The 25,251-nt window shown below is 46.1% G+C and carries 23 protein-coding genes; 11 read left to right on the forward strand and 12 right to left on the reverse strand.

From position 1 onward, the window contains the following. The first annotated feature begins 20 nt into the window (after nucleotides 1-20). Both BKB51_RS13540 and BKB51_RS13545 read left to right on the forward strand, forming a co-directional pair. Complete coding sequence (locus tag BKB51_RS13540; RefSeq protein ID WP_085901627.1) at nucleotides 21-512, forward strand: YybH family protein; 492 nt, start codon at nucleotides 21-23, stop codon at nucleotides 510-512. A 148-nt stretch (nucleotides 513-660) separates the two neighbouring features. Beyond that, nucleotides 661-1,566: a hypothetical protein gene (locus BKB51_RS13545; RefSeq protein ID WP_085901628.1), complete on the forward strand. Its 906-nt coding sequence runs from the start codon at nucleotides 661-663 to the stop codon at nucleotides 1,564-1,566. A 139-nt stretch (nucleotides 1,567-1,705) separates the two neighbouring features. Here BKB51_RS13545 and BKB51_RS13550 read toward each other — a convergent pair whose 3' ends face one another. Together BKB51_RS13550 and BKB51_RS13555 are read right to left on the reverse strand one after the other, a co-directional pair. Next, the gene (locus tag BKB51_RS13550) at nucleotides 1,706-2,344 is read right to left on the reverse strand and encodes a LysE family translocator (protein WP_085901629.1); all 639 of its coding nucleotides are present in this window, start codon (nucleotides 2,342-2,344) and stop codon (nucleotides 1,706-1,708) included. A gap of 81 nt (nucleotides 2,345-2,425) precedes the next feature. Beyond that, nucleotides 2,426-3,292, reverse strand: a complete 867-nt coding sequence (locus BKB51_RS13555) for an AraC family transcriptional regulator (RefSeq protein ID WP_085901630.1) — start codon at nucleotides 3,290-3,292, stop codon at nucleotides 2,426-2,428. A 29-nt stretch (nucleotides 3,293-3,321) separates the two neighbouring features. Between BKB51_RS13555 and BKB51_RS13560 the strand changes: the two genes are divergently transcribed. Together BKB51_RS13560 and BKB51_RS13565 are read left to right on the forward strand one after the other, a co-directional pair. Continuing rightward, on the forward strand, nucleotides 3,322-3,729 hold the full coding sequence (locus BKB51_RS13560; protein WP_085901631.1) for a DUF2000 family protein: 408 nt from the start codon (nucleotides 3,322-3,324) through the stop codon (nucleotides 3,727-3,729). Between the two features lie 165 nt (nucleotides 3,730-3,894). After that, nucleotides 3,895-4,233 (forward strand): hypothetical protein, encoded by a 339-nt coding sequence (locus BKB51_RS13565; protein WP_198946741.1) that lies wholly within the window; start codon nucleotides 3,895-3,897, stop codon nucleotides 4,231-4,233. 399 nt (nucleotides 4,234-4,632) lie between these two features. On the opposite strand, the gene purH is transcribed toward BKB51_RS13565, so the two are convergent. The 8 genes from purH to BKB51_RS13605 all read right to left on the reverse strand — a co-directional run bounded on the left by purH (nucleotide 4,633) and on the right by BKB51_RS13605 (nucleotide 15,307). Next, complete coding sequence (gene purH / locus BKB51_RS13570; RefSeq protein WP_085901632.1) at nucleotides 4,633-6,207, reverse strand: bifunctional phosphoribosylaminoimidazolecarboxamide formyltransferase/IMP cyclohydrolase; 1,575 nt, start codon at nucleotides 6,205-6,207, stop codon at nucleotides 4,633-4,635. A 182-nt stretch (nucleotides 6,208-6,389) separates the two neighbouring features. Continuing rightward, nucleotides 6,390-7,247: an NAD-dependent epimerase/dehydratase family protein gene (locus tag BKB51_RS13575; RefSeq protein ID WP_085901633.1), complete on the reverse strand. Its 858-nt coding sequence runs from the start codon at nucleotides 7,245-7,247 to the stop codon at nucleotides 6,390-6,392. Between the two features lies 1 nt (nucleotide 7,248). Then, nucleotides 7,249-9,201 carry a polysaccharide biosynthesis protein gene (locus BKB51_RS13580; RefSeq protein WP_085901634.1) on the reverse strand — a complete coding sequence of 651 codons (1,953 nt, stop codon included), beginning with the start codon at nucleotides 9,199-9,201 and terminating at the stop codon, nucleotides 7,249-7,251. Between the two features lie 116 nt (nucleotides 9,202-9,317). After that, the gene (locus BKB51_RS13585) at nucleotides 9,318-10,169 is read right to left on the reverse strand and encodes an MraY family glycosyltransferase (RefSeq protein WP_158090234.1); all 852 of its coding nucleotides are present in this window, start codon (nucleotides 10,167-10,169) and stop codon (nucleotides 9,318-9,320) included. A gap of 164 nt (nucleotides 10,170-10,333) precedes the next feature. Then, entirely contained in the window at nucleotides 10,334-12,130 is a 1,797-nt protein-coding gene (locus tag BKB51_RS13590; RefSeq protein ID WP_085901636.1) for a heparinase II/III family protein, read from the reverse strand. Between the two features lie 15 nt (nucleotides 12,131-12,145). After that, the gene (rpe, locus tag BKB51_RS13595) at nucleotides 12,146-12,805 is read right to left on the reverse strand and encodes a ribulose-phosphate 3-epimerase (protein ID WP_085901637.1); all 660 of its coding nucleotides are present in this window, start codon (nucleotides 12,803-12,805) and stop codon (nucleotides 12,146-12,148) included. A gap of 117 nt (nucleotides 12,806-12,922) precedes the next feature. Beyond that, a complete protein-coding gene (locus BKB51_RS13600; RefSeq protein WP_085901638.1) occupies nucleotides 12,923-14,104 on the reverse strand; it encodes a diaminopropionate ammonia-lyase in 1,182 nt (393 codons plus the stop codon). A 30-nt stretch (nucleotides 14,105-14,134) separates the two neighbouring features. Then, the gene (locus BKB51_RS13605) at nucleotides 14,135-15,307 is read right to left on the reverse strand and encodes an amidohydrolase (protein ID WP_198946742.1); all 1,173 of its coding nucleotides are present in this window, start codon (nucleotides 15,305-15,307) and stop codon (nucleotides 14,135-14,137) included. Between the two features lie 117 nt (nucleotides 15,308-15,424). On the opposite strand from BKB51_RS13605, the gene BKB51_RS13610 reads away from it, so the two are divergent. After that, entirely contained in the window at nucleotides 15,425-15,892 is a 468-nt protein-coding gene (locus BKB51_RS13610; RefSeq protein ID WP_085901639.1) for an Lrp/AsnC family transcriptional regulator, read from the forward strand. Between the two features lie 377 nt (nucleotides 15,893-16,269). Further along, complete coding sequence (locus tag BKB51_RS13615; RefSeq protein WP_218044038.1) at nucleotides 16,270-18,405, forward strand: methyl-accepting chemotaxis protein; 2,136 nt, start codon at nucleotides 16,270-16,272, stop codon at nucleotides 18,403-18,405. Nucleotides 18,406-18,434: 29 nt separating this feature from the next. On the opposite strand, the gene BKB51_RS13620 is transcribed toward BKB51_RS13615, so the two are convergent. Further along, nucleotides 18,435-19,814 carry an RsmB/NOP family class I SAM-dependent RNA methyltransferase gene (locus BKB51_RS13620; RefSeq protein ID WP_085901641.1) on the reverse strand — a complete coding sequence of 460 codons (1,380 nt, stop codon included), beginning with the start codon at nucleotides 19,812-19,814 and terminating at the stop codon, nucleotides 18,435-18,437. 183 nt (nucleotides 19,815-19,997) lie between these two features. Here BKB51_RS13620 and BKB51_RS21115 point away from each other — a divergent pair, with 183 nt between their 5' ends. Then, the gene (locus BKB51_RS21115; RefSeq protein ID WP_085901642.1) at nucleotides 19,998-20,258 is read left to right on the forward strand and encodes a DUF1674 domain-containing protein; all 261 of its coding nucleotides are present in this window, start codon (nucleotides 19,998-20,000) and stop codon (nucleotides 20,256-20,258) included. Nucleotides 20,259-20,311: 53 nt separating this feature from the next. Beyond that, the gene (locus tag BKB51_RS13630) at nucleotides 20,312-20,593 is read left to right on the forward strand and encodes a chorismate mutase (RefSeq protein ID WP_085901643.1); all 282 of its coding nucleotides are present in this window, start codon (nucleotides 20,312-20,314) and stop codon (nucleotides 20,591-20,593) included. Nucleotides 20,594-20,600: 7 nt separating this feature from the next. Here BKB51_RS13630 and BKB51_RS13635 read toward each other — a convergent pair whose 3' ends face one another. Continuing rightward, the gene (locus BKB51_RS13635; protein ID WP_085901644.1) at nucleotides 20,601-21,521 is read right to left on the reverse strand and encodes a DMT family transporter; all 921 of its coding nucleotides are present in this window, start codon (nucleotides 21,519-21,521) and stop codon (nucleotides 20,601-20,603) included. A 190-nt stretch (nucleotides 21,522-21,711) separates the two neighbouring features. Between BKB51_RS13635 and pdxR the strand changes: the two genes are divergently transcribed. The 3 genes from pdxR to BKB51_RS13650 all read left to right on the forward strand — a co-directional run bounded on the left by pdxR (nucleotide 21,712) and on the right by BKB51_RS13650 (nucleotide 25,225). Then, the gene (gene pdxR / locus BKB51_RS13640) at nucleotides 21,712-23,271 is read left to right on the forward strand and encodes a MocR-like pyridoxine biosynthesis transcription factor PdxR (protein ID WP_085901645.1); all 1,560 of its coding nucleotides are present in this window, start codon (nucleotides 21,712-21,714) and stop codon (nucleotides 23,269-23,271) included. A gap of 206 nt (nucleotides 23,272-23,477) precedes the next feature. Beyond that, entirely contained in the window at nucleotides 23,478-24,266 is a 789-nt protein-coding gene (locus BKB51_RS13645; RefSeq protein ID WP_085901646.1) for an HAD-IIB family hydrolase, read from the forward strand. Next, entirely contained in the window at nucleotides 24,266-25,225 is a 960-nt protein-coding gene (locus BKB51_RS13650) for a LysR family transcriptional regulator (protein ID WP_085901647.1), read from the forward strand. Before BKB51_RS13645 ends, BKB51_RS13650 begins: the two co-directional genes overlap by 1 nt. The last annotated feature ends 26 nt before the right edge of the window (nucleotides 25,226-25,251 follow it).

Below are 25,251 nucleotides of genomic sequence, written 5' to 3' on the forward strand. Positions count from 1 at the left end.
CCATAAACAGAGGAACACACATGACATCGACAACATTTAAAAGATTATTTTGCCTTGCGGCTTTGCTGCTTGGCACACAGTCAATCCACGCCCAATCGCACAGTAGTCAGGAAACTCAAATCATGGAACAAAATCAGATTCACGCCACAATAGAAACAAATAACGCCGCCGTTGCCGCTGGGGATCTTGAAGGTGTGCTCGCCACTTTTGAACCAAATGGCGTTTTGGTGGGGCAACCCGGAATGATCGCTAAGGGCACACCTGCACTACGGGAAGCTTTCAGTCAGTTTATTGCCATCAATCCCAAGATTTCCATTACAAACCATGACGTTATTCAGGCTGACGATATTGCTATTCATTCTTCGACTTGGAAAATGACAGGGTTGGCACCGGATGGTTCGACTATTGAGCAAAGCGGGTTTTCTGTCGTGGTGTTGCGCAAACAGCCGGATGGTCGATGGTTAATGGTAATAGACAACCCCTTTGCAGATCATCTTTTGCGTAAAGGCTAAGTCGTTATCAAACGTTTATTATTACCCCCTTATAAAAATATTTTCTTATCGCGGGAATAAAACGCGCTCTGTGTTGTAACCCTGACAGGACAAGGATCTCCAATGTCCTGTCAGGGTTATTTTTTTACCGCATAAGGAACAGTCGGGTATGTATTATCATCACACTCTCAAGGCATCATCGTTTGCTAAAAACGGTCTCTCAAAAGGCACGTTTTTAAGTACCTTAATTTTGGTTGGCGCCCTTGGGTTTTCAGGAACAGCACAAGCAGGGGGCAGCCTTTTCCAGAAGCTTAAAAACAACCTGGAAAACGAAGCCACGGAAGAAGTTACAAAAGAAGCGACCAAGTTACTTGGAACCGCAAAAAAAGAAGTTATAGCTGAGACAACGAAGAAAAGTGCAGCCCAACCAACCACCTCGCCTTCGACAGAAGTGGCTGCGGCGGGACAGACGCCAGAGCTTGGTACGCCATCTTCTGATCTGGTGAGCATGACCAAATGTACAGGACTAAAACCGGAAAATATTACCATTGGGTCGTTGGGGGACTATACGTTCCAGCAGGGCTTTAGCAATGAAAAGCGGTCGGGGTTAATTAATCGTCGGGCAGGATCTTTGAGTGATGATTGTATTTTGCCTTCGCTCAATTCCCGCGAGATCGCTTATATGGAAGTTGATGAAAAAACCTTTGATGCCTTGGGCAGTTCTAATGATTGGGAAATGCAGTGCATTAAATCAGGTAATCCGGGGGCGGGTGTCGTCGGGGCGAGTGAGCCAAAAACAGAATATCCTTACACCGTGAACGTGCTCAGTGGTAAAGACATGATGCTACATTGTGGTAATTCAGAAAATGTTGCGGAATGTGCAGAAGGCAGTAATAGCAGTCGCAGTTCCGCCTGGAAGAAAAATCTGAATGCGCGCGGCAAAACCATGCTGAGTGTAATGGCGAACACCAGTACGCTAGCCCCTGCACAGGGTGAAAAGCTTTACTGCCAGTACTACAATAAAAAATCGGGTAACAGCCTTTTTGCTTTTGAATATCTAAGACTGCAAAACTAAAGCTGATTTACGGATTAATCTCTGGATGAAAAAGGGTTCTGGTCTTGTTTATCAGAACCCTTTTGCAGTATCGGTTTCCAGAATTGTCTTCCAGAATATCCTCGGGAATTATCTCCCGAAATTCTTTAAGAAAAATGGCTTATCTGCTCACCGTGACACTGATCATCTTTAGGCCAGCAAAGACCAATGCGGCCCCGGCAAATTTATTCAATGCGTTGGCGAGCCATGCTTTTATGCCGCCTTTAATTCCAATGCGTGTAATGCGCTCACCCATATAGGCATAGGCACTATAAATCGGAATTTGAAGAGCATAGGTTGTGGCCCCCATGATCAGGATTTGCGGTGCGATTGGGCGGTTCAAATCAATAAACTGAGGTAAAATTGCCGTGAAGAACAGCATGGCTTTGGGGTTTGATACCATGATGAACAGGCCCTGTAGAAATAAAGCCGAGCGCGTTTTTTGTCCTTTTTCTGGTGCGATATCTATAAGTGCTGACTTACTAAACAATGCTTTGAGGCCAAGATAGAGCAGAAAAGCAACACCGACCCATTTAATGGTGGAGAAGACGAGGGTTGATGCGAGGATAAGGGATGCAATCCCCGTTGCGGACAGGGTGAAGTAGATCATACCGCCCACGGCAATGCCGAGAATACCGAAAATTGCCCTCCCTAATCCGTCGCTCGCACCCTGTGAGACAACCAGTATTGCCGAAGGTCCGGGGGATGAAATCACCACAGCCGTCGTGATGGCAAAAAGAAGAATAAGCTGGAAGTCCATAATCAGGAACCTGTCGGAAAGAACTATTCGTTAGCGAAGAGAACCAGCTAACAGGATATAAGAGTTATCGTGCAAGCTTTTTTAATTGTTGCAATAGCTTCCCCATTGTCCGGGGCTGATTCCATAAGCCTTTTTAAAATGGCGATTGAGGTGGCTTTGATCGGCAAACCCAACAGCGAAAGCGACGTCGGCAAGAGGTTGTGCTTCTTCGATCATTTTACGGGCAAAGTCCAAGCGACGCATAAGTAGAAAACGGTGTGGACTTGTGCCAAATGATCGCCTGAAATGACGGGAAAGTGCAAAACGATCCATATCCGTTATTTCTTCCAGTTCCTCCGAACGCACATTGCGGAAAGCATTTTCATAGAGAAAGTCTCTGGCACGATTCACCGCTGATATGTTGTTTTTGCCAACGAGAGACTTTGGGCCTTTGGCGTGTCGTACAAGACAATGGGCAATTTGACTGATTGTATCGTCTCTTGCCAGATCACTCAGGTTATTTTCAAGCTCGCCCAAGGCCGCAATCATAGCAGTTTGTAATTCCGGGTCGTCAAGAATAGGGGTCTCGACAAAAGGAAGCGTAACAAAGTTTTCCCCCAAAGCATCACGAATCAAAGATGGCTCTAGATAAAGCATACGATACAGCAATCCCTCGTCTGTACCCGACCCGCCATCATGTAGTTCATCCGGATGCAGCACGATAATCTGCCCCGGCTGACTGTACCGTCGATCCCCGCGATAGCCAAAGGCCTGGATGCCTTGCATCGTTAGTCCCAATGCATAGGTGTCATGGCGATGTGGCTCGAAAAAATCACCTACAAACCGCGCTTGGATGCGGGACAAACCAGACACAGAGGGTGCCGAGATTATTTGTGCAGGCTCAGGGGATCTGCACGAACGTTCAAGACGCCGATTTGCGTTTTCATTTATCTGGTTGTCTTCGTTCACATCAAGAACCCTGAATCAGAAAGACCATTATGTTTGATACAAAAATTGCCGTTGTTTTGCGAGATAATTTACAGCCTTGGCAGGCTTTGAACGTTACCGCGTTTCTAAGTGGCGGGCTTGCGGGCGAAAACCAGACGATCATTGGGGAGGTATATCGTGATCGAGTGGGCAATAACTACAATGCCTTGATTCGTCAGCCAATTATAGTGTTGTCCGCCTGTGAAAATACCCTAAAAAAAATCCACCAGCGATCACTTACGCGGGAAGTCAAATCCTCGCTTTATATCGAAGAGATGTTCTCGACAGGTCATGACGCTGCCAACCGCGCTGTTTTTGCAGAGTATGACCCTGAAGATGCTAAAGTTGTGGGTATTGCTCTTTATGCAGATAAAAACATTGTCGATAAAATTACAAAAGGCGCAAAAATGTACGCGTAGAAATTGGTTTAGGGTGATCAATTTTAGATCAGCTGCCATTTTGTATCTGTCAGTCCTTCGTCAGTTTAAAACGATAATGTCCTATTTAATCAAGACTCAAAAGCAGAGGATGTTAAAAAAATGAGGGGCATGAATTGTTGGGCTGGTCTGATTTCCTTAGGGAGCATGGCTGTTCTTATAGGGGGGTGCAGCAACACAGGCGCGGATTATCGACCGATTGTTGATGGTGGTGCCAGTGCAGCATATGAAAGCGATTTGAGCGAGTGTGCGGCAGTTGCGGATCAGCGGGGGTATTTGAACGGGGATGTTCAGAATGCAGCTTTACTTGGTACGGGTCTCGGCGCCATCGTCGGTGGACTGAGTGATGGCTGGGGCGGAGCCTTGGTTGGGGGCGTTATCGGGGCTGCCGGTGGTGCCGGAGCTGAAGCTTGGGATACACAGGATGAACGTAAACAAATCGTGAAGAATTGTATGAAGGGGCGTGGCCACAAGGTTGTTGGCTAACACTTCATTATTCTTCAGGCCTTCTTGGGAAATGCTGTGCCAACCCGAACAGCGTTTATGGCTTGGTCAGCCAATGGCTCTGTTTCTAATTTTCCCCCAGAAACAGAAGCAAATAATGTTGATCTCCCGTGGCTGATAACCCTAGCTCCAAGGAGGCCTGATCTCGGCGGATTTATTCCAAAATAATATATTAAGCAATATCAAACAGCGTCTTGATGATTATTGCGGGTAGCCAGCAAATAAGTTTAAGGTGCGAAACAGATATCTTTTACGGCGTTTTTTTAGCTCTGCTCAAGATCGATGCTGAAAGCTTCGCGTCTAAACTCTAATCCCAAAAAAATAGCTGCTCCCGAAAGATAATTTCAGGAGCAGCCTTTTTAAATTTGGTACCAATCTGGCTTAGTGGCGGAAGTGGCGCATACCGGTATAAACCATGGCAAGACCGGCTTCATCGGCAGCGGCAATAACTTCGTCGTCACGCATGGACCCACCCGGCTGGATAACCGCTGTGGCGCCGGCATCGGCAGCGGCGAGCAAGCCATCTGCGAAAGGGAAGAAGGCATCGGAAGAGACAACGGAACCAATGGTCCCTGCTTCGCTTAAGCCAGCAGACTCAGCAGCTTCTTTGCTTTTCCAAGCCGCAATTCTGGAAGAATCAACTCGGCTCATCTGTCCGGCTCCAATGCCAACGATCGCTCCATTTTTTGCATAGACGATGGCGTTGGATTTCACGTGCTTGCCAACTCTAAAGGCGAAAATCATATCGGCAATTTCTTGTTCGGTCGGTTGGCGTTTCGTTACAACCTTTAGATCTGCAGCAGTAATGCGTCCATTGTCACGACCTTGCAACAGGAAGCCGCCGGATATGGTTTTCATGTTCATGCCTGTATCTGCCGGATTTGGCATTTCACCGGTAACAAGAACACGCAGATTTTTCTTGGCCGCGAAAATGGCTTTGGCTTCTTCGTCAATGGAAGGAGCGATAACTACTTCCGCGAAAAGGTCAGCAACTTGTGTGGCCGTTGCTGCATCCATTGTTTTGTTGGTGGCTATAATGCCACCAAAGGCACTTGTCGGATCACAGGCGAGCGCGGCTTTGTAGGCGTCACTTAAATTATCTGCCGTTGCTACGCCACAGGGGTTGGCATGCTTGATGATGGCAATTGTCGGAGCATCGAACTCAGAGACGAGCTCAAAGGCGGCATCCGTATCGTTCAGGTTGTTGTAGCTAAGCTCTTTTCCCTGTAACTGCTGTGCGGTGACAACGCCGGGGCGCGCATCAATCGACTTGTAGACCGCGGCTACCTGATGAGGGTTCTCTCCGTAGCGTAGAGATTGCTTGAGTTTACCCCCCAAAGTGGTTTCTTTCGGAAAGTCTACTTTACACTCATTCTGTAACCAGCCAGAAATCATGGAATCATACTTTGCCGTGTGACTATAGGCCGTGGCAGCTAATTTCCTACGGAGTTCTGGTGTCGTAGCTCCGCCATTAGCTTGCATCTCATCCTGCACGAGTGTGTAATCACTCGGGTCTGTGACAATCGTTACAAAACCATGGTTCTTAGCTGCTGCGCGAACCATCCCCGGTCCGCCGATATCAATATTTTCAACGCATGTATCGTAATCTGCACCAGACTTGAGCGTTGCTTCGAAGGGATAGAGATTTACGACAACCAGATCAATTGGCGTAATGTCATGTTCTGCCATGGCATCTGTGTGTGTCTTGAGATCACGTCTGGCCAGGATTCCTCCGTGAATTTTCGGATGAAGCGTTTTTACCCTACCGTCCATAATTTCCGGAAAACCAGTGTGTTTGGATACTTCTTTCACAGGAATACCTGCTTCGCTTAACGTACGTGCAGACCCCCCTGTAGAGAGGATTTCAATTCTTTGGTCCGCGAGAAATCTACCGAACTCGACAAGACCTGTCTTATCGGATACGGAAACGAGGGCGCGACGGATGACGTCAGACATAGCAGTTCCTTGCAGCTGTCTTCCACCCCGGTTGCCCGCCAGGGCGGGAAGTAAAGATCATACAGATGAATTTTATCATCAAGAATGATCAGTGTTGGCCGAAATTTTCTTAGGCGAAGGCACTAATAAACCGAAGGGACGTTGGATGCAATGATTTGGTATGCAGAATACTAGAAAGAAGTTTATTTATTTGACGCAAAAAGGTCTGTCAGCCCTTCTTCAAAATTACGGGGAGTGAGACCTAATAATTGTGTCATCTGGCTGGTGTCGATATTCTTGTCTTCCATAAGTCTCTGGACTTCTTGTGATGTGATGGAAGGTAGGAAAGGGACCCACCGAGTTAAGAGAGCCAATATTTGTACAAGTGTTTGGTTCATTGGTATCACGGCACAATTTGAACCTGAGGCTGCAGCAATTTTCGTTATAAAATTTTTATATGTTAAAGCTTTGGGGCCCGCAATTAGAATACTTTGGTGGATGCATTGTTGTTTATCCATTGCAAGAAGAATTGCTGTAACAACATCTTCAACATGGATAGGCTGAATTAGACTTCTTCCTTTGTTGGGTAATGGAATTAGTTTAAATTTTTTAATGAATAAGGCCATTCTCTGAATGTTGTTCTCTCCTAAAGCGCCATAAATCATGGTTGGATGCAATATAGTCCAAGGGCCTTCCCAAGCTTCAAGTTGCTGTTGAGCATGATTGACTTCCTTTGCAGCTGAATCAGGAAAGGAAGTAAGATGTCGTGTTGAGCCAATTACTATTAGCTGTCTGATTGATGACGGGCAACATTCAAGTATTGCTGATGTAAATCTGGCGTGTGCCAAATTAATAACTATATCATTGGAGCGAATTAAATCTTTGAAGCTATCAGTATTATTTAGGTCAGCAACATATCCTCTACCAGGTAAATGAGATGTTGCGGTTACGTTGCGGGATACATTGATAATTTCATATGTATTTCGGCTTAAGCGGGTACTTAAAATTTGGCCCGTTTTGCCTGATGCGCCAAAAATAATACAGCGGGTTTTTTCTGGCATATCAAACTATTGCCTGGGCTTGTTCTTGTGATTCTGTTTTGGAATCGCTTATACTTTTATGAACGCCGTCGTACTCTGGAACAAGTTGTGACAGTAGCCGTATAATTTCATCGCGTTTTTTATCATGAACCAGTCGCATCATTGTTTCTAAGCTGTGAGCTAGTAATTCTTGATTCACAATTCTGGGCGTTGCAAGCTTTAGACTGTTGTGGGTCGTCGGTACCAGAGGTTCGGTCTCATGGAATAGCTCTTCGTAAAGTTTTTCACCAGGGCGGAGGCCTGTGTATTCTATTGTAATATCTTTGTCGGGCTCAAACCCGCCAAGTCGGATGACTTGCCTAGCAAGATCGACTATTTTGACGGGCTCGCCCATATCAAGAACATAAATTTTACCTGCATCTTCACTGGCTAATGCCGCCCCCATCGTCATGGTCTGTAATACCAGTTCCACGGCTTCTTTTATGGTCATGAAATAACGGGTGATATCAGGATGAGTGACTGTAAGTGGTCCACCTGTTTTCAGTTGACGTTCAAAGAGTGGTACAACTGAACCTGTTGAGCCGAGAACATTACCAAACCTGACAGTAACAAAGCGAGTATTGTTTTCTTTCTTGCCAACAAGATCCATGGACTGACAATAGATTTCAGCCAGCCTTTTGCTGGCGCCCATAATATTAGGCGGGTTAATGGCTTTGTCGGTTGAAATTAAGACCATGGTTTTGACGCCGACACGACGACAGGCATCAGCAGTATTTTTGGTACCTAAAACATTCGTATGAATGCCTTCTATTGGATTTGCTTCAACAAGAGGTACGTGCTTTAAAGCTGCGGCATGAAAGACAAGTTCGGGCTTGAAACGATCAAAAATCTGGTTGAGGCGCGATGTATCTCTGACATCGCCAAGAACACCATCACGTTTTAACTCAGGGTAGTTTTCAGATATTTCCATATCTATAGAATAGAGATTGAATTCGGAGCTATCCAAAAGAACGAGGTGTGACGGTTTAAATGATGAAACCTGTCTTGAAAGCTCTGACCCGATAGAGCCCCCACACCCTGTTATAAGGGCACGTTTCCCCGAAATAAGACGTTCCATTGCTGGGCGATCAAGTTTGGCTTGTTGTCGCCCCAGTAAATCTTCAATCGCAATAGGTTTGACTTCTATTTCAGTTCCCAGATTACTTTTAAATTCAGTCGGATTGGGGAGGCGTTCGATTGATAAATTGTTATTAGCAGCGATCTCATTGATAAGCTGCATGCTATCTCGGTCGATTATTTTTGAAATTACAATTCGCTGTGGTCTCCGATTTGCTAGGGATACTTTGTCCAAGGCTTTTTGGAGCTTGTCTAAAGGCCCCATGATTGGGAGGTTGTGTATTCGTCTACCTGCTTCCAGTCCGGTTGGATCTAATATGCCAACGATTTCGTAGGCACTTGCCGGGTCTCTTGTTATATGTCGAAGGAAAGCTTCGGCAATATCGTCAAAACCGATTAGGAAAACGGGGACTCTTAGATGACTGTCTTTTTCCATCAATCTTCGCATGCCTTGATCTTTCCATATACGATAGATCATACGTGGGCCACCGAGCAAAAAAATCAGAACAAACCAGTTTATCACGAGGGAACTTCTGGGAATATCTTCTAGGCGATTCCAGAAAAAGAGAACTGGCAAAAATAACAACATAATCAGCGTTGAAGCTTTTATGATGTTGAATAGGTCATTCATTGATGCGTAACGCCAGGTACCCCTGTAGAAATCGAGCATCCAAAAAGTAGCAATTCCTATCAAGATGAAGAGGCCCCAAGCGGGAAACAGGCTAAGTGGTGGTATCGCTGCTGCGTCATTAATGTCCATGCGTAATGTCAGAGAAAGCGCAAAGGAGATCGCAAGCATGAAAAGATCGTGCGAAAATGCGATTAACGATTTATTGCGTGAAGTTATAACAAACTTCATATGATATTTTCCTGACGGCAGTATAATGAATAGAAAGACCTATTTAGTTTCGTTTTACTTTACTGGCAATGTTCAAATATGACCAGAAAGCATTCCCTTTGAAAATCAGGCCGATTTTAATTTCTTCTCTTGGTGTTGTTTTTTCTAAGTAACGCCATTGTACTGAAAACGATAATCAGAGAAATGATCAGACTGTACCAAGGATAGTCAGTACTCAGGAAAAATGCCAATGCTATTAGAGCCGTATTGCAAGCTAGAATGATCAAGGAAACGACTTTATGGCTTAGACCATTTTGGACGCCAACCTGATAACAATGTTCTTTATGGGCTTCCCAAACTTTTTGTTTTCTTACTGCTCGTTTTGCGAGGGTCAGAGTTGCATCGCAGAGATAATAGAGGGGCAATATGAAAGCGGCTGCCCACATATCTTTTGTGATAAGGAAAATCATAAACCATCCCAGAATATATCCTAGGGGAATAGACCCGACATCGCCCAAAAATATGGCAGCAGGTTCCCAGTTCCAGATCAAAAAGCCTAAAGTGGCAGCCAATACAAATAGGGGTAAGTAAAGGATGTCAGATTCCCAGGAGTAGTAAGATGCTATGAGAACAAGACCTAATGTTATGCTGGATGTTTCGACACCAGTGATACCATCAATACCATCCATGAAGTTATAGAGGTTAATAAACCAAATCCAAGCCAAAGTAATGAAGAGGTAATCCAGCCATTGCGGAATTATCTCTGGGAACAATTTAATTGACTGTCCATCGTGCGTGATGCCCCATAAACTCGTACAGACAACAATAATCTGAACCAATAGACGGGATTTTGGGGAAAGGTTCTTTAAATCGTCTAACCATGAAATCGCCATAAGGGCGATAGATCCTGCAAAGATAAACCAAAATCCGGGGAGAGGTGTTGATGACGAAGCGCCATATCCAGCCCAACCAAGAAGTATGACACCCATAAGGGCAAGCCCACCTCCGCGAGGTGTGGGGGTTGTATGGCTGCTTCTTTCGTTTGGGTTATCTAGGATGCTTTTTTTTACGAGTATTTTACGAAGCATGGCTGTGGCTATGCATGACGTAAGCATAAAGAATGCAAATAGAGTTAGGATATGGAGGAGTTCTGTCATTGATCCCAAAGATTTGATTGATTGTTTTTTTGTGTAGACTTTTTAGTATTTACTCTGACAAGGGACCAGTTGATTTCTGTGCCGTTGGTACTCGTGATCCCTGAGAGGACGATCTGTTGACTACGGCGGATTTCACCGGATTTTCCGAGATAGATACTCGGTTCCAAAGACAGGTTTGCCCCCTCACAGGAAAATTGCCACCCGCCCCCTTTTTGTAGACTTAATAACACCGCATCGCCACCATTAATTAACGATGCTTTGACATCGGAATGTAAGTGGAAACGTGTTGCAAATTCTTGCCGCACCTTTTCATCAAGTCCGTCAGAAAAGTTTAGACTGTCGCAGCCTTCAATCCCTTCACCTTTTGCGAGAGCGATCAAGGTACGGTTATGAAGAAGGTCAAATTTATTTTGATAGCCATCATGTGACATTTCTAGGCGAGTTTGGCCATTTTGGTCTTCTTCTCTGCGGCAGGTAACATTATCAGGGCGTTTGGCAAGACCGCCATTTGGCGTCAAGTGCGCCGAATTTGTTTCCGCGAGCGTCAGGGTTGTATGGGCAGCTGTTGCCCGGGGTATCCAGCGCCATTGAGGGTGGTTTCTGTGGACGCCACAGTTGGTAATAAGCCGTTCTCGCCCAACAGACATTTCAAAGCTGAGAGTGCCTGCGTGCGCTGTGAGGTCATAGCCAGGCGGGGGCGGAGCCCCTGCATCCACAATTACCATGATCCGCCCGGATTGAAGTCTCTGAAAGCCACTTTGCGGTGCGGCTAACAAAGGCTGTTTTCTGCCTTCCGCTCGACGCAGAACCATGTCAATTTGCCAGCCGTGATCTTCGTTTGAATCATTGAAAAGACACAAACCGCCATCACCATGAAGGAACATTCTCAAAACCGGAGACATGGATTCAATTGCCGAGATTATGGAGCCGGGAACTTCTTTTTTCCCGGCATGCAGTGTTGCCCGTATGTCAATAAGATGTCTTAGAACTTCCAAATGAATGTGGGGGCTTCTTTGTATGTGACCGCCATCGGGTAAAATTTGCAAAGAAAGTTCTTTGCCGAGTAGGCTTAAAGCGCGCTTTAGCCAGATATTTCCTTCGGGTAAACAAACCCCCGCGTAGAGAAGGCCTTTGATGGCGCGAATGAGTTCCACGCCCGTAAGGCCAGCAGGCAGACATGCAGAAAGATACCGTGCTTGTTTTGCAAGGCTGTCATGAATGCGTTGGCGAAGGTCAATGTCGGCAGAGCTTCCTATAAATTCATAGTGGCCAAGCCAGTTGTATAGTCGACATCCCGTTATTGAGGGTTCCCAGGTCTGAGGACGCCACTGATTGTTATCCTTAATCCATAGATTAAGCATTTCCCGAGCTGTCCTTCGAGCCTGATCACCAGCGGCTGCACGCAAAGACCTTAACCAGCTAAAAGAATGAAATTCTTTAACCCAATCTGGTTCTGCGCCGATGGGGTCCCAAAGAGGCGCAGGATTATTGATGATGTATCCTGCTAGTTCAATCTGCCCAGCGAGAATAGCCCTGCCTTTGTTGGCATCTCCCAGCCAGGGATCTGTTGGCGTAAAAGCCAAATTTGGAATGGCTTTGCCACTTATTATCCAGTCATAAAAAGGGCTGATAAGAAGTGGGTATTTTAATTTGTATCCGATTTTCCCGAAGATAACAGGTTTAGGAAGCCTAAAGAGTGAAGCCATACGTTCGGAAACGTTGCTCTGGCCATTTATCCAACGGCCAGAGCTTTTTTTTGTATCCGATTTATGAGTTTGGCTTTGGCCTTCCATAGGCGGATGCTCTTATTACCCTTTTAATTCTTTGATATTATTTGCATAGTTGTCAGGGCCTCCGCGGAAAGTTGCCGTACCTGCGACAAGAAGGTCTGCGCCAGCTTCGACAGCGAGCGGTGCCGTTTCAAAGTTAATGCCGCCGTCAACTTCCAAATCAATATCTTTCCCAAGAGAATCAATTTTATTTCTCAGGGCTGAAATTTTCCCAAGAGCACCGGGAATGAATGATTGGCCGCCAAAGCCGGGGTTTACCGACATAACTAATAGAAGGTCGAGGTCTTCTATAACGTGATCGACAATATCCACAGGTGTGCCAGGGTTCAATGCCAACCCTGCTTTTACGCCCAATGATTTAATGAGCTGGATTGTACGGTGAAAGTGAGGGCCAGCTTCAGGATGAATAGTGATGATATCTGCACCGGCATCAACAAAAGCTTCGATGTAGAGATCGATAGGGGAAATCATCAAATGAGCATCAAACGGCTTTTTTGTTACCGGGCGAACAGCTTTTGTTATGGAGGGGCCAAATGAAATATTTGGGACAAAGTGCCCATCCATAATATCGACATGTATGTAATCTGCGCCAGCCTGATCCAGACGTTGAATCTCTTGTCCTAGTTGAGAAAAATCAGCGGCAAGTATAGAGGGGGCGATACGTGTAGCTTTTTGCATTTATCCGGTTCTTTTATCCGAGGAAGCGAGGCTCTGCTAACAGAGATAATTTTCTCCACTTTGGTAGCAGTATAGCCTCATCTTCGCAAGCAATTGCCAGATAATGTCTGTTGTGAGTTAGCTTGATATGATTTTGTCGTAGAGGGCTTTGTCTGTTGCGCCTTCTGACCCGATCAGCAATATCTGTGAGGTCATGTCGATACCAAGGCTTTTCCGAAGTGCTTCATCCTGAGCAATAACAATGATTGCAGCTAGCCCGGCCACAGCAGATTCCCCGGCAACAATAGCGGGATCATTACCGACTGGTTTTGCGAGTAGTTTCATTGAAGGAGCAATAAGCCTATCTGGGATAGACAGAAAATCGGATGCTTCTTCGCGTAAGATATTCCAGGCCAGAGGAGACGGTTCGCCACAGGATAGCCCAGCCATGATTGTTTCTTCGGTTATATAAACCGAAGTGAGCGTATCTTTGATGGCACTTGCGTAGAGGCAGTTGGCCAAGTCTGGTTCAACAATGATAACACGCGGTGAGTCCTTTCCCCATTTTTGCCGCAGGGCCGCACAAACTGAAGCTGCGAGGCCACCAACCCCACCTTGCAGGAATACATGGCTAGGGGGTGAAGAGAGTTCCTGAGTGATTTCATCTGTCATAACGCCGTAACCGGCCATCACATCGGTTGGTGGTTGAGTATAGCTTTCCCATGATGTGTCGGAGACGATAAACCAGCCGTTTTTTTCGGCATCTGTTTTTGCAATCCGAACCGAATCATCATAATCGCCATCAATGCGAATAACATCGGCACCATAACTTCTCATCGCTTTGGCGCGTTCTTCGCTAACTTCTGCATGGATATATATCTTGCACTCGGAGCCAAACTTTTGAGCGCCCCAAGCTAGGGAGCGTCCGTGATTCCCATCTGTAGCAGAGACAAGTGTGATGGTTTTTGTTAAAGAAGCATACTTACCTGAACGGAGATCAAGCAGGGATGTCTGTTCATTAAACTTATTTCTCAGTTCTCGTTGGAGTACTTTGGCGGCTGCATAGGCACCGCCAAGGGCCTTGAATGATCCAAGACCAAATCTTGGTCCTTCATCTTTATAAAGGATACTTTGTAAATTAAGAGATTGGGCCAGGTTCTCCAAACGATGCAGAGGTGTCGCCACATAGCCATCCCAGGTCATAATTTCATTGGATGCATTTGCAAAATCTTGCGGCGTTATGACGTTATTGAAAGCTTCGCCTGTGTGGTGGGTGTAAGAAGCGTGTTTAATGGCATCAGGAGAAAATGTATCAAACATAAATTTATCCTAGCTAAGGTAATATTAAAATTATTCAGGAAGGCGATTTGCAACAAGTTGTACCCAAAAGGCCGCACCAATTGTCAGAGCATCGTCATTAAAGTCATAATCAGAAGCATGAAGAGGTTTTCCATTAGCGCCTTCTGTTCCGTTGCCCATTAAAATAAAGCAACCAGGCTTTTTTTGGCAAAACAGAGCGAAATCTTCTGAGAATGACATGGGTTCTCGATCGCCTTCAACGTTGTCACTTATTTTCTTTGCGGCTTGAATCGCGATTTGAGTTGGTTCAGCAGAGTTAATCGTCTCAATAAACTCTGTGCTGAAGCTAAAATCTGCTTCGACACCGTGACCTTGTGTTATGCCAATCAAGAGTCGCTGCATATGGGTTTTGATCTGCTCACGATCATCAGGCGTTCGTGCACGAACATCACCTTTCAGTACTGCCGAGCCGGGAAGTACATTTCGACGACCATCAGTGATGAATTCTGTGATGGATACGACAGCACCACAACCCGGGTCCATTTTCCGTGCGACGATTGATTGGAATGCCTGCACTATTTCAGAGCCAACAAGAATTGCATCGACCCCTTTTTGCGGCATGGCAGAATGTCCGCCACGTGCTTTGATTGTGATTTCAAACAGGCTTTCGCTGGAGCAAATTGTGCCGGATCTTGTCGAGAATTCACCCAAGGTGGCCCCGGGTAAATTATGGAGGCCATAGATTTCATCTACGGGAAATTTTTCGAGGAGCCCATCATTGACCATGGCGGCCGCGCCGAGGCCATTTTCTTCATTTGGCTGGAATATGAAAACAACGGTACCGTTGAAGTTTTGTTTTTCTGACAAGAATTGAGCTGCGCCTAAAAGCATTGCGGTATGCCCATCGTGCCCACAGGCATGCATTTTCCCGTTAACTGTTGAGCGATATTGATGAGAACTGATTTCTTCGATGGAGAGCGCGTCCATGTCTGCTCTTAGAGCGATTGCCTGATTTCCACCGCCCTTCTTTAGAATACCAACAACGCCAGTACCACCAATGCCCTCGTGAACTTCCAGGCCATAGGATTTGAGTTCTGAAGCGACTTTCTCTGCCGTCCTGTGTTCTTCGAACCCTAATTCAGGATGACGGTGTAAATCATGGCGTATGTCGATCATGTTTTGTTTTTGATGCTCAAATGCATCTGGCGTGACATCAATCATCATTTAATCCTCTTATTCTGGGGCATAAGGATATAGGGAATAGTTTACTAAATTTATTGAATTATAAATTATTGAATATTAATTTCATAATATTAGAGCTTTTTTGAGGTGAGAAAAATAATGGATGCTTTTGATTATAAAATTCTTTTTCATGTGCAAAAAGATAGCCGTATGACAGCGGAAAAGATTAGCGCTGAAATCGGGTTATCACCAGCGGCAGTTCAGAAGCGTTTGAAACGCCTTAAAGATAGCGGGGTGATCAGGGCAGAGGTAGCGTTACTCGATCCCAAGAAAATGGGACACCCCATGACTGTTATTACTGAAGTCAGTCTTGAGCGAGAAAACCTAAATGTGCTTGATGGCTTTAAGAAGCGAATGCGACAGGCCGAAGAGGTGCAGCAATGTTATTATACAACCGGTGAAGCCGATTTTATTATTGTTTTATTGGTACGGGATATTCAGCACTATGAACAGTTTACCCGGGAGTATTTTTTCGGAAATGCTGAGGTAAGTAAATTCAAAACAAATATAGTAATGGATTCTGTTAAAGTTGGAATGTCTATTCCTATACTTTATGGTAATAGTTAATCATTAAAATGTTTCTATAAATAACTTTATGATTACATTATTTAAAGAATTTATTTTTTATATGATATTCTATTTTTGATGCCATTAACTTAACAAAATATAAATAATATCAATGATATAAAATGACTAATTAAATAAAAAATTAGTGATTTTATTAAATTTCACTGCATTAGATCATTTGTTTAAGCTCTTTTTAAGAATTAATGCATATCATGGTATGCATGGTGGTCGTTGAATTACACGTGCTCAGAAAAAAATAATAAAAGCTGAGGGGGAAGGCGGGCTATTCAACATTAGGCGTTAGGAGGGCCTTGAAGACGATGGAAATCTCTAAACTGTTCGGTATGAGAATATCTAAAAAACTTCCGGTATTATTTATGGTTATATCGGCGATATCAGTTATTGCTGTCGGAGTGTTTAGTGTTTTCAATACGTCAACAACTCTGATGCATCAGGAAGAGCAAATGCTCGATGCATTAGCCGAAGCTCGAAAATCGGCACTGCAGAATTACATAAAATCAATCGAAGAAGACATCCTGATTTCTGCAGGAAATGGCTATGTTCAAAATGCAATGTCGAATTTTTCTCTTGGATTTAGAGATGAAGAGCGTCGCCATAAAGATCCGTTAAAATCACTACATGGTATTTATATCAATGACCCTACAGCGGAAGCGACGAATGCTGAGGGTAATCCTGAAAAAATTGGTGAAAAGCATCTATATAATGGTCCGGCGATTGAGGGCTCTTACCATTCGGATCACCGCCGTTTTCACCCTTGGTTTCGTCAAATGCTTGAGGGCAGGGGGTATTACGATATTTTCCTCGTCGATGTTGACGGTAACGTTGTCTATACGGTTTTCAAAGAGCTTGATTATGCGACGAACCTGAATTCTGGAAAATATAAAGACTCTGGTCTAGCACAGGCTTTTAAAGCCGCCATGAGCAATCAAAAAGCTGGCTCAATCAATTTTATTGATTTTGCCCCCTATGCACCGAGCTATGGTGCTCCGGCCAGCTTTATGTCGACACCGATTATTTCTACAAATGGTCTTCAAGGCGTTTTGATCTTCCAGATGCCAATTGACCGTATTAACGGTGTGTTGCAACAAAACGCCGGGATGGGTGAAAGTGGTGAGACCTATATTGTTGGTGCAGATTATCTGATGCGAAGTGATTCTCGTTTTTCAGAAGAATCAACGATTTTGAAAACAGAAGTTAAGACGGAAACAGTAACAAAAGCACTGAATGGTGAAACGGGTATTTCAATTGTCCCTGATTACCGTGGTATTAATGTTTTATCAGCTTATCAACCACTTGATATTCATGACGTTCGCTGGGCTTTGTTAGCTGAAATTGATGAAGAAGAAGTTCTTATTCCTTCGCATACAGCGGGTTTCTATATCCTGATTATTGGTGTTGGTGTACTTGTCTTGGTTGCTCTTCTCGGTTGGTATTTTGCCCGTTCGATCAGTAACCCTATACGCCAATCTACGTCTGAAATGCTGATGTTGGCGAATGGTGATAAGTCTTTTGATGTATCGGGTGTTGGGCGCACTGATGAAATTGGTGATATGGCTTCTGCGTTACAAACCTTTAAGGAAAATGCCATTGAGCAAGATGAAATGGCAGAGAAAGAGAAAGAGCTGGTTGCTCTGCGTGAACAGAGGACAAAGCGCATTGAAGAGTTGGTCGCTCAGTTTGAATCAGATAGTAACCAGATTCTGACAAGTGTAGGTGCTGCTGCGTCTCAGATGAACACAACATCCGGCGAGATGTCTTCTGTTGCTCAAGATACAGCGCTTCGTTCCAATACTGTTGCGGCTGCAGCCGAAGAGGCGTCAGTAAATGTCCAGACCGTTGCCGCAGCTGCAGAGGAGCTAAGCTGTTCTATTGAGGAAATCAATCGTCAAGTTGGTGAATCAAGTCAAATAGCCAGCGATGCTGTTTCAAAAGCGGATGCAAATATTGCAACGATCAAAGGCTTGGAAGAAGCGTCAAACCGTATTGGAGAAGTCGTTGGTTTGATTTCTGATATTGCCGAGCAAACAAACCTCTTGGCACTGAACGCGACAATTGAGGCAGCCCGGGCCGGTGAGGCAGGCAAAGGCTTTGCTGTGGTTGCCAGTGAAGTGAAAAATCTTGCTAATCAGACGGCCAAGGCCACAGAAGAAATCAGCGGCCAGGTTGATGAAATGCAAAATGTCACCAAATCAGCTGTTACGGCAATTGAGGCAATTGGTAAAACGATTGAATCAATGAACGAGATTTCGGTTTCTATTTCTACGGCGATTGAGGAACAGGGGTCTGCAACGCAGGAGATTTCCCGGAATGTTCAGGAAGCATCAGCGGGAACGGCTGAGGTAACATCCAACATGCAAGGCGTAAGTGAAGCTTCGACACAGACCGGAACGTCTTCACAGCAAGTATTGGAAGCATCTGAAGGACTGGCACGTCAAGCGAATGAGATGCGTAAGAGCGTGGATGAATTCATCCAAGGAATCCGCGCTGCCTAGAGATTAAGTCTTTTAGAGAGATAAATCCTTTAGGCAATTCTTTGAAGGCGGCAGGCGTAAAATCCGTCCATGCCGCCTTCGTCATGTCTGTGGCATGGCAAGCACCTGAGATCACCCTCTTTTGTCAGTAGCATTTCTAGCCAGTCAGCACTTCCAAGCTCTGCTGGTTTGACGGGAACGCGCTCAAAGCTGGCTCCATTCTTTTTGAGAAAACGCTCAATCTGATACTGGCCTTCTTCAGGCTCAAGCGAGCAGGTTGCATAAACCAATGTACCGCCGGGTTTGACCATTTTGGCGCAATTTTCAAGTAGTTCACGTTGCAGATCCGCCAAGGTTTGGATGTCTTCAGGGCGTTTAATTCTGCCTAATTCGGGGTGTTTACGTAACGTACCTGTCGCAGAACAAGGGGCGTCGAGAAGAAGGGCATCAAACTCTTCTTGGGGTTGCCAGGTTGTGGCGTCGGCTTGAATGACTTCTGCGTCAAGCTGAAGGCGTTCGAGGTTTTCGTGTACACGCGTTAGACGCTTTGCCGAAGAGTCTACAGCGGTAACTTCTGCGCCAGCTGTAACAAGTTCGGCTGTTTTCCCCCCAGGTGCGGCACAGATGTCGCCGACCTTTTTGCTTTTGACAGCCCCGAGTAAAAGAACAGGAAGGCTTGCGGCAAAATCCTGAACCCACCAATGACCTTCTTGATAACCTTCAAGGAATACTGGATCGCCCGTACCAGCAGGTAACCGAATGGAGTTGCCAGAGTTAACGACACCTCCGAGTTTCTCAGCCCATTCTTCTGGGGCATCCTTTACGGTTAGATCCAATGGAGCTTCGGCAAGGTGGCTAAGTGAAATTGCTTTGGCGGTTTCTTCACCATAGGTTTCAGACCATTTTTTCCATAGCCAGTTTGGCAGGTTGTCCTGACTTTCATCCATCTTTGCCAGCATATCTTTGCCCTCGCGCGCGAGGCGGCGCAAGACAGCGTTCATGACGGGTTTATTTCCACTAAGTTTTGGTCCTCTTGCAAGGTCCAGACTGGTGCTGACAGCAGCATGGGGCGGTGTGTCGAGATAAAGCAATTGGACGGCACCCAAGCGAATAATATCCCGTACATCAACCATCTTGGCTGGTAAGCGCCGTTTCATGCAGGCATTGATTGCTTTATCAATTTGGCCAAGGCGGCGCATCAGGGTCGAAATCAACAAACGGGCAAAAGCTCTGTCGCGCCGTTCCATACTTTCAAAATCTGCCTTGTTATTATTCAAGGCTTCATCAAGGGTTTGTTGTTCCCGCATGATGTTTTTCAAAAGGTTCAGAACGAGCTTTCTCGGATTAACAGGACGGCCATTTTGAGGTCTATTACCTGTTCTATTTTGTGATCCAGAAGCTTTGGTTTGTTTATTGTGTTTTTCAGTCATGGGCTAGGGTTTACCATGAAAATAGCGGGAAGAAAGAGCTATTTTTGCGCAGGTGCTATGTTCTTGATGAAATATTGATAATGATGCTTGTAAGGTCTTCGTTGAAAGATGCGCGACAAGATGCGTTATATCTTTTGGTTTGAAGGCTTGGCATTATCTGCGTGGCATGCCATATGAGTAGTTATGACAAGATCTTTTACGACACATATGCCTAATCAAAAAGCCAGAAAGAATCACTTTCCGGCACCGGGTGATATCGTTTCTGGCGCGAAGCGTAAAAAAGTTACACCGGATGATTTGGATAAGGCTATGGAAGCCCGACTTGAGCGTGAAAAGCAATTGATGGAAGGCTTGGATAAAAAGCCCGAGATTGGTGGTCCAAGTGGACCAGAGCCGACACGCTATGGTGATTGGGAACGTAAAGGTATCTGTGTTGATTTCTAAGTTTGTTTTATTTGCATAGTTTCTAATTTTTTTAGTCGGAGTAACCAAAAGTTATGGAGCTTCTCAGCCCTTATCGTCGGCGCATCGATGACCTTGATGATCAGATTATGGAGCTTTTTTCTCAGCGTTTTGAGGTCATTCGCGAAGTGGCCGAGTTGAAAAACAAGCATAATATTCCGGCTGTTCTGCAAGATCGTGTAGACGAAGTCCGCGAGAGAAATGCCGAAACCGGTGCAAAAAAGGGCCTTGATGCCGATTTTGTGCGCAAGCTTTATACGCTGATTATTGATGAAGCTTGTGACCTGGAAGATCACTTGATGGGGAATAAAGAGTAAGTGCTTGTCAGCTTGGTCTGGTTCTCAAGCCAAGCTTTTTAATCGGGCGCAGGTTCACCAAGGCAACACCGATCACTGTCATAGTCATGCCGACCAAGGCTGTGGACCTGAAGGTTTCATCATAGAGTACCCACGCCATAAGGGCAGCTGTTGGGGGAACCAGAAAGAACATGCTCGATACTTTCGAAGCTGCGCCTTTGCGGATCAAGATATAGAGAAGACTGATCGCCCCGACCGAGAGAACGACTACCAACCAGAACATGGCAAAAACCATTTCCCCGGTCCAGTTTATGATCATACTTTCAGTAAAATAAGCCAGTATACCTGTGGGTATTGAGGCGGCAGCATATTGAATGACGGCACCGGTGCGCAGGTCCATCTCGCCACAAAAACGTTTTTGATAAACCGTGCCAATGGAAATACCGAAAAGGGCCAGAATGGCAATGCTGACACCTAATGGTGTCCCGAGACCATTTTCAAGCTTTGCCCAGACAACCAGTATCACACCACTAACGCCAAGAATAAGGCCTATCCATTGTCTGGTCGTTATTTTTTCTTTTAGGAATATGCCTGCTGCAAAGGCCACCAGGAGTGGTTGAATGCCGACAATCAAGGCAGCAACACCAGCTTGAAGGCCGAGCTCAATAGAAGCAAAAACACCGCCAAGGTAGGTTGCGTGCAACAGAATGCCGGCGACGGCGATGTGTAGTACTTGCATTGGATCTCTGGGCCATTTTGCTTTCCAGATAAGAGAGATAAGCAATAGTAATCCTACGGCAAGCAGAAATCTGGTGGCGAGGAGAGTCATGGTTTCCGCGTAGGGCAGTGCCATTTTGGCAAAGACAAATCCGGTGGACCAAATCAAGACAAAGGTACAAGGCGCAAGTATGGCGAGAAGATTTGTATTTTCTTGTGACGTGCTTGTCATGAGACTCTGCTTTTGTGCGGATAGATTACATTTTCATAACAAAGTTCGTTGTTGTACGCAGTAGCGATATTGTCAGGGTGCAATTTGTCAGGGGGCAAGCCTGAAATTTGTTTGAAGTTATATTGTAAATTGATCCCAAAAGTATAAGCTATTTTTAATAGTTATAAGGGGCCAGTTTTCGAGGTTAAGAATGGTCGGAAAACCAACAAATACTCCCTTGCTGGATGTTGTTCTGGATAAAGCCAGTGAACATTCCTTGCAGCAGCAGCTTTTTACCCAACTGCGAGAGATGGTGTTAAGTGGGCGATTACAGCCGGGAGAAAGGCTGCTATCAACCCGTGCGCTTGGAAAAGAGTTGGCTTGTTCACGCAACACTGTGCTGGGGGCTTTTGATCAACTGCTCGCAGAGGGCTATCTGGAAGGGGTGAGCGGTTCGGGGACTTATATTTCGAAAGAGCTACCGGATGATATCGGCGTTGTTCCGGCGAGGCCATCTGCTTACTCTCCGTCAGCACCAGAGGTCAGGCCGCGCGGACTTTCCCGTCGGGGAGAGCAGTTGGCGATCATGCAGAAAGAAAAGCGTGCCCATAAAAACTATCCGGCATTTTCACCGGGCATGACAGATGTTGAATCTTTCCCCTTTCCTCTCTGGGCGCGATCGCTTTCCCGTACCTGGCGATATCCAAAAGACGATCTGCTCAGGAATCCTGACCCTTGCGGGTATATACCGCTGCGCAAAGAAATTGCAGACTATTTACGTGTTGCCCGGGGAATAAAATGCGATTGGCAGCAAATAATGATTACCTCTGGTGCCCGACAGGCGACCGATTTTATGGCGCGGATTCTTTTGGATTCAGGCGATACAGCATGGTTTGAAGAGCCGGGTTATCCCGGATTGAAGGGACCATTACATTCAGCGGGCGTCGAAATGGCCTATGTGCCGGTTGATGAAGAGGGGCTCTCGGTTGAAGCTGGCCGTGCGATGGCAAAAAATGCACGAATGGCGGTTGTCTCGCCATCGCACCAGTATCCTTTGGGGGTGGTCATGTCTCTGAGGCGGCGGCTTGAATTGCTTGATTGGGCCGAAGAGAATAATGCGTGGATATTGGAGGATGACTATGAAAGTGAATTCAGGTTTTCCGGTAAGCCGATATCTTCTCTGCAGGGGTTGGAGGCGGAAAAACGGGGACATCTTCAGGAGGGACATATCCAGAGGGCTTCCCGAGTGGTTTATCTCGGTTCCTTTTCCAAAGTCCTGTTCCACGTTTTACGGTTGGGGTATCTCGTCGTGCCTGAGCATTTGGTTGATGCGGTGAGTTCGGCGCGGATGTTGATGGATGAGCGTTCTTCCCTGCTTGCCCAGCCTGCGCTTGCTGATTTCATGGCAGAAGGGCATTTTTCGTCGCATATCAGACGTATGCGCAAGGTATATGCACAGCGTCAGGAAATGCTTGTGAAGGGAATAGAAAATTATCTGTCCGAGTATCTTGTTATAAATCCCAATATCGCCGGGTTGCATATTACGGCTTATTTTACGGAGGCGGCTTGTCGTAAAACAACAGACCGTGAGATTGTTGCCGAGGCTGATAAGGTGAATATTTCGGCCTCGCCACTGTCTCTTTTCTACAATGATAAAACGTTAGCTAGGCAAGGACTTTTGATGGGGTACGGGGCATGTCATCAGGATCAGATTGAATCCGGCTGTAAACGGTTGGCGTCTGTGTTTGAAAAGTTGATGTCCAAGGTGTGATGCTGGGCAGTAACATCAAGGCAGTAACATCAAGGCAGTAATTCGGGGCTGTAATTAAGGTGCGTTGTAATAACCAAGGCCCCGTTCTTTCCTTTTTCTGCTTCCCCCTGTACACATGAGCTTTGATTCTAAACAGGTAATTTGCAGGGCTATTGTTCAGTGCTTATGACATCAATGATTTTAGCCCTAATATTTGCGGAGCCGACATGAAACCCTTATGCGATTTCCCCCGGGCTGTGAAAAGCCAGATTCGCTATGTGCTGACAGATATTGATGACACAGTTACGACAGACGGTCGGCTTAGTGCAGAGAGCTATGTGGCGCTGGAAAATCTGACAAAGGCCGGGTTTAAGGTGATCCCGATTACGGGCCGTCCGGCGGGGTGGTGTGATCATTTTGCCCGTATGTGGCCGGTTGATGCTGTCGTTGGGGAAAATGGCGCATTTTACTTTCGCTATGAACATCATGCCAAAAAAATGACTTGTCGCTTTTGGAAGGAAGAAGAAGAACGCGCGGAAGATCGCAAGCGTATCAATCAGTTGCGCCTGTCGATCCCTCTGGAAGTTCCGGGCGCAGGAATCGCATCTGATCAGGACTATCGGGTTGCGGACCTTGCTGTGGATTTTTGTGAAGATGTTGTGCCGCTTGGTCAGGAATCAATCGACAGGATTGTCTCGCTGTTTGAAGAGGCAGGAGCCAAGGCAAAGGTAAGCTCTATTCACGTGAACGGCTGGTTCGGCGACTATGACAAGCTATCCATGACCGAGGTTCTGTTCCGTGAAGCATATAGCCTGGAGCTGGATCAGGTTCTGGATCAGGTTGTCTTCTCGGGTGATTCGCCAAATGATGCACCGATGTTCGCGCGGTTTCCGCACTCTGTCGGTGTTGCCAATGTGAAGGACTTTGTTGGCAGAATGCCCCATGAGCCGACGTGGGTTACCAGCGAGCGGAGCGGCAGGGGATTCGTTGAACTCGCAAATATGCTATTGAGCTGATGTCTGACTTTGACCTTGATCTGCGCGCGCTGGATATCTTTGTCACGGTTGTTGAAACGGGGGGCATGACAGCGGCTGCCCAGCACAAGGATATCTCGCAATCTGCGGTTTCTCAGGCTGTGGGTGCGTTAGAGAAAAAGATGGCTGTGCAGCTGATGGATCGCTCCGTACGTCCGCCGGCTTTGACTCCGGCGGGGCGAACCCTGTTTGAGCGGGCGAAGTCGCTGCTGGATACGGCGCGGGAAACATCCTTTCTGGTCAGGGCCTATCAGCAGAGATCACTGCCAAGGCTGAACGTGGGCATGGTTGATTCCTACGGGACAACAGTTGGTCCTCATCTGGTGAGCGGCTTGATGGATGAAGCTGTGGAATGGTCTGTGTGGTCCGGCCTGACAAAGCTGCACTTCAAACGGCTCTTTACCCGCGAAGTTGATGTGGTGATAACCGAGGGCAGTATTCCGTCGGATGAACGCATTATCTCGCACCGCCTGCTGAAAGAGCCGTTTGTTCTGGCGTTACCAGCCAGTTATGACAAACCGGTTGAAAGCCTGAGCCAGTTAAATCAAGATCTGCCCTTGGTGCGATACAGCTCCCGATCTTTGACGGGGATGAATATCGAGAACCATTTGAGGTCGCTTGATATTATTGCGCGGCGTCGGTTTGAATTTGATACCGCAGATACAACTTTGGCAATGGTTGCCGTCGGGATTGGCTGGGCGATTACCACACCGCTGTGCTTGTTACAGGCAAAAACACATCTGCATAATATCCGTTGTGAGCCACTGCCCGGTCCTGCTTTTTCCCGGAGTTTGATGCTGGCCACGCGCCGTCATGAACTTGAATCGCTGCAAAAGATGATAAGCGATATCTCTCGCGATACTCTTGCGCAAAAATGTATGCCGGAAATCGCGCAATTCGCCCCGTGGGTAACGGACAAGATTGAAATTGGGGAAAAGTAATCAGGCCAGAATTATCAAATCGATAT

The organism is Kiloniella majae, from assembly GCF_002118315.1.
GTDB lineage: Bacteria > Pseudomonadota > Alphaproteobacteria > Kiloniellales > Kiloniellaceae > Kiloniella > Kiloniella majae.

What these genes read in the sequence shown, in the direction of transcription:
- BKB51_RS13540 (WP_085901627.1), top strand. Translation starts at nt 21, where the DNA reads ATGACATCGACAACATTTAAAAGATTATTTTGCCTTGCGGCTTTGCTG.
- BKB51_RS13545 (WP_085901628.1), top strand. Translation starts at nt 661, where the DNA reads ATGTATTATCATCACACTCTCAAGGCATCATCGTTTGCTAAAAACGGT.
- BKB51_RS13550 (WP_085901629.1), bottom strand. Translation starts at nt 2,344, where the DNA reads ATGGACTTCCAGCTTATTCTTCTTTTTGCCATCACGACGGCTGTGGTG.
- BKB51_RS13560 (WP_085901631.1), top strand. Translation starts at nt 3,322, where the DNA reads ATGTTTGATACAAAAATTGCCGTTGTTTTGCGAGATAATTTACAGCCT.
- BKB51_RS13565 (WP_198946741.1), top strand. Translation starts at nt 3,895, where the DNA reads ATGGCTGTTCTTATAGGGGGGTGCAGCAACACAGGCGCGGATTATCGA.
- purH (WP_085901632.1), bottom strand. Translation starts at nt 6,207, where the DNA reads ATGTCTGACGTCATCCGTCGCGCCCTCGTTTCCGTATCCGATAAGACA.
- BKB51_RS13575 (WP_085901633.1), bottom strand. Translation starts at nt 7,247, where the DNA reads ATGCCAGAAAAAACCCGCTGTATTATTTTTGGCGCATCAGGCAAAACG.
- BKB51_RS13580 (WP_085901634.1), bottom strand. Translation starts at nt 9,201, where the DNA reads ATGAAGTTTGTTATAACTTCACGCAATAAATCGTTAATCGCATTTTCG.
- BKB51_RS13585 (WP_158090234.1), bottom strand. Translation starts at nt 10,169, where the DNA reads ATGGGTGTCATACTTCTTGGTTGGGCTGGATATGGCGCTTCGTCATCA.
- BKB51_RS13590 (WP_085901636.1), bottom strand. Translation starts at nt 12,130, where the DNA reads ATGGAAGGCCAAAGCCAAACTCATAAATCGGATACAAAAAAAAGCTCT.
- rpe (WP_085901637.1), bottom strand. Translation starts at nt 12,805, where the DNA reads ATGCAAAAAGCTACACGTATCGCCCCCTCTATACTTGCCGCTGATTTT.
- BKB51_RS13600 (WP_085901638.1), bottom strand. Translation starts at nt 14,104, where the DNA reads ATGTTTGATACATTTTCTCCTGATGCCATTAAACACGCTTCTTACACC.
- BKB51_RS13605 (WP_198946742.1), bottom strand. Translation starts at nt 15,307, where the DNA reads ATGATGATTGATGTCACGCCAGATGCATTTGAGCATCAAAAACAAAAC.
- BKB51_RS13610 (WP_085901639.1), top strand. Translation starts at nt 15,425, where the DNA reads ATGGATGCTTTTGATTATAAAATTCTTTTTCATGTGCAAAAAGATAGC.
- BKB51_RS13615 (WP_218044038.1), top strand. Translation starts at nt 16,270, where the DNA reads ATGGTTATATCGGCGATATCAGTTATTGCTGTCGGAGTGTTTAGTGTT.
- BKB51_RS13620 (WP_085901641.1), bottom strand. Translation starts at nt 19,814, where the DNA reads ATGACTGAAAAACACAATAAACAAACCAAAGCTTCTGGATCACAAAAT.
- BKB51_RS21115 (WP_085901642.1), top strand. Translation starts at nt 19,998, where the DNA reads ATGACAAGATCTTTTACGACACATATGCCTAATCAAAAAGCCAGAAAG.
- BKB51_RS13630 (WP_085901643.1), top strand. Translation starts at nt 20,312, where the DNA reads ATGGAGCTTCTCAGCCCTTATCGTCGGCGCATCGATGACCTTGATGAT.
- BKB51_RS13635 (WP_085901644.1), bottom strand. Translation starts at nt 21,521, where the DNA reads ATGACAAGCACGTCACAAGAAAATACAAATCTTCTCGCCATACTTGCG.
- pdxR (WP_085901645.1), top strand. Translation starts at nt 21,712, where the DNA reads ATGGTCGGAAAACCAACAAATACTCCCTTGCTGGATGTTGTTCTGGAT.
- BKB51_RS13645 (WP_085901646.1), top strand. Translation starts at nt 23,478, where the DNA reads ATGAAACCCTTATGCGATTTCCCCCGGGCTGTGAAAAGCCAGATTCGC.
- BKB51_RS13650 (WP_085901647.1), top strand. Translation starts at nt 24,266, where the DNA reads ATGTCTGACTTTGACCTTGATCTGCGCGCGCTGGATATCTTTGTCACG.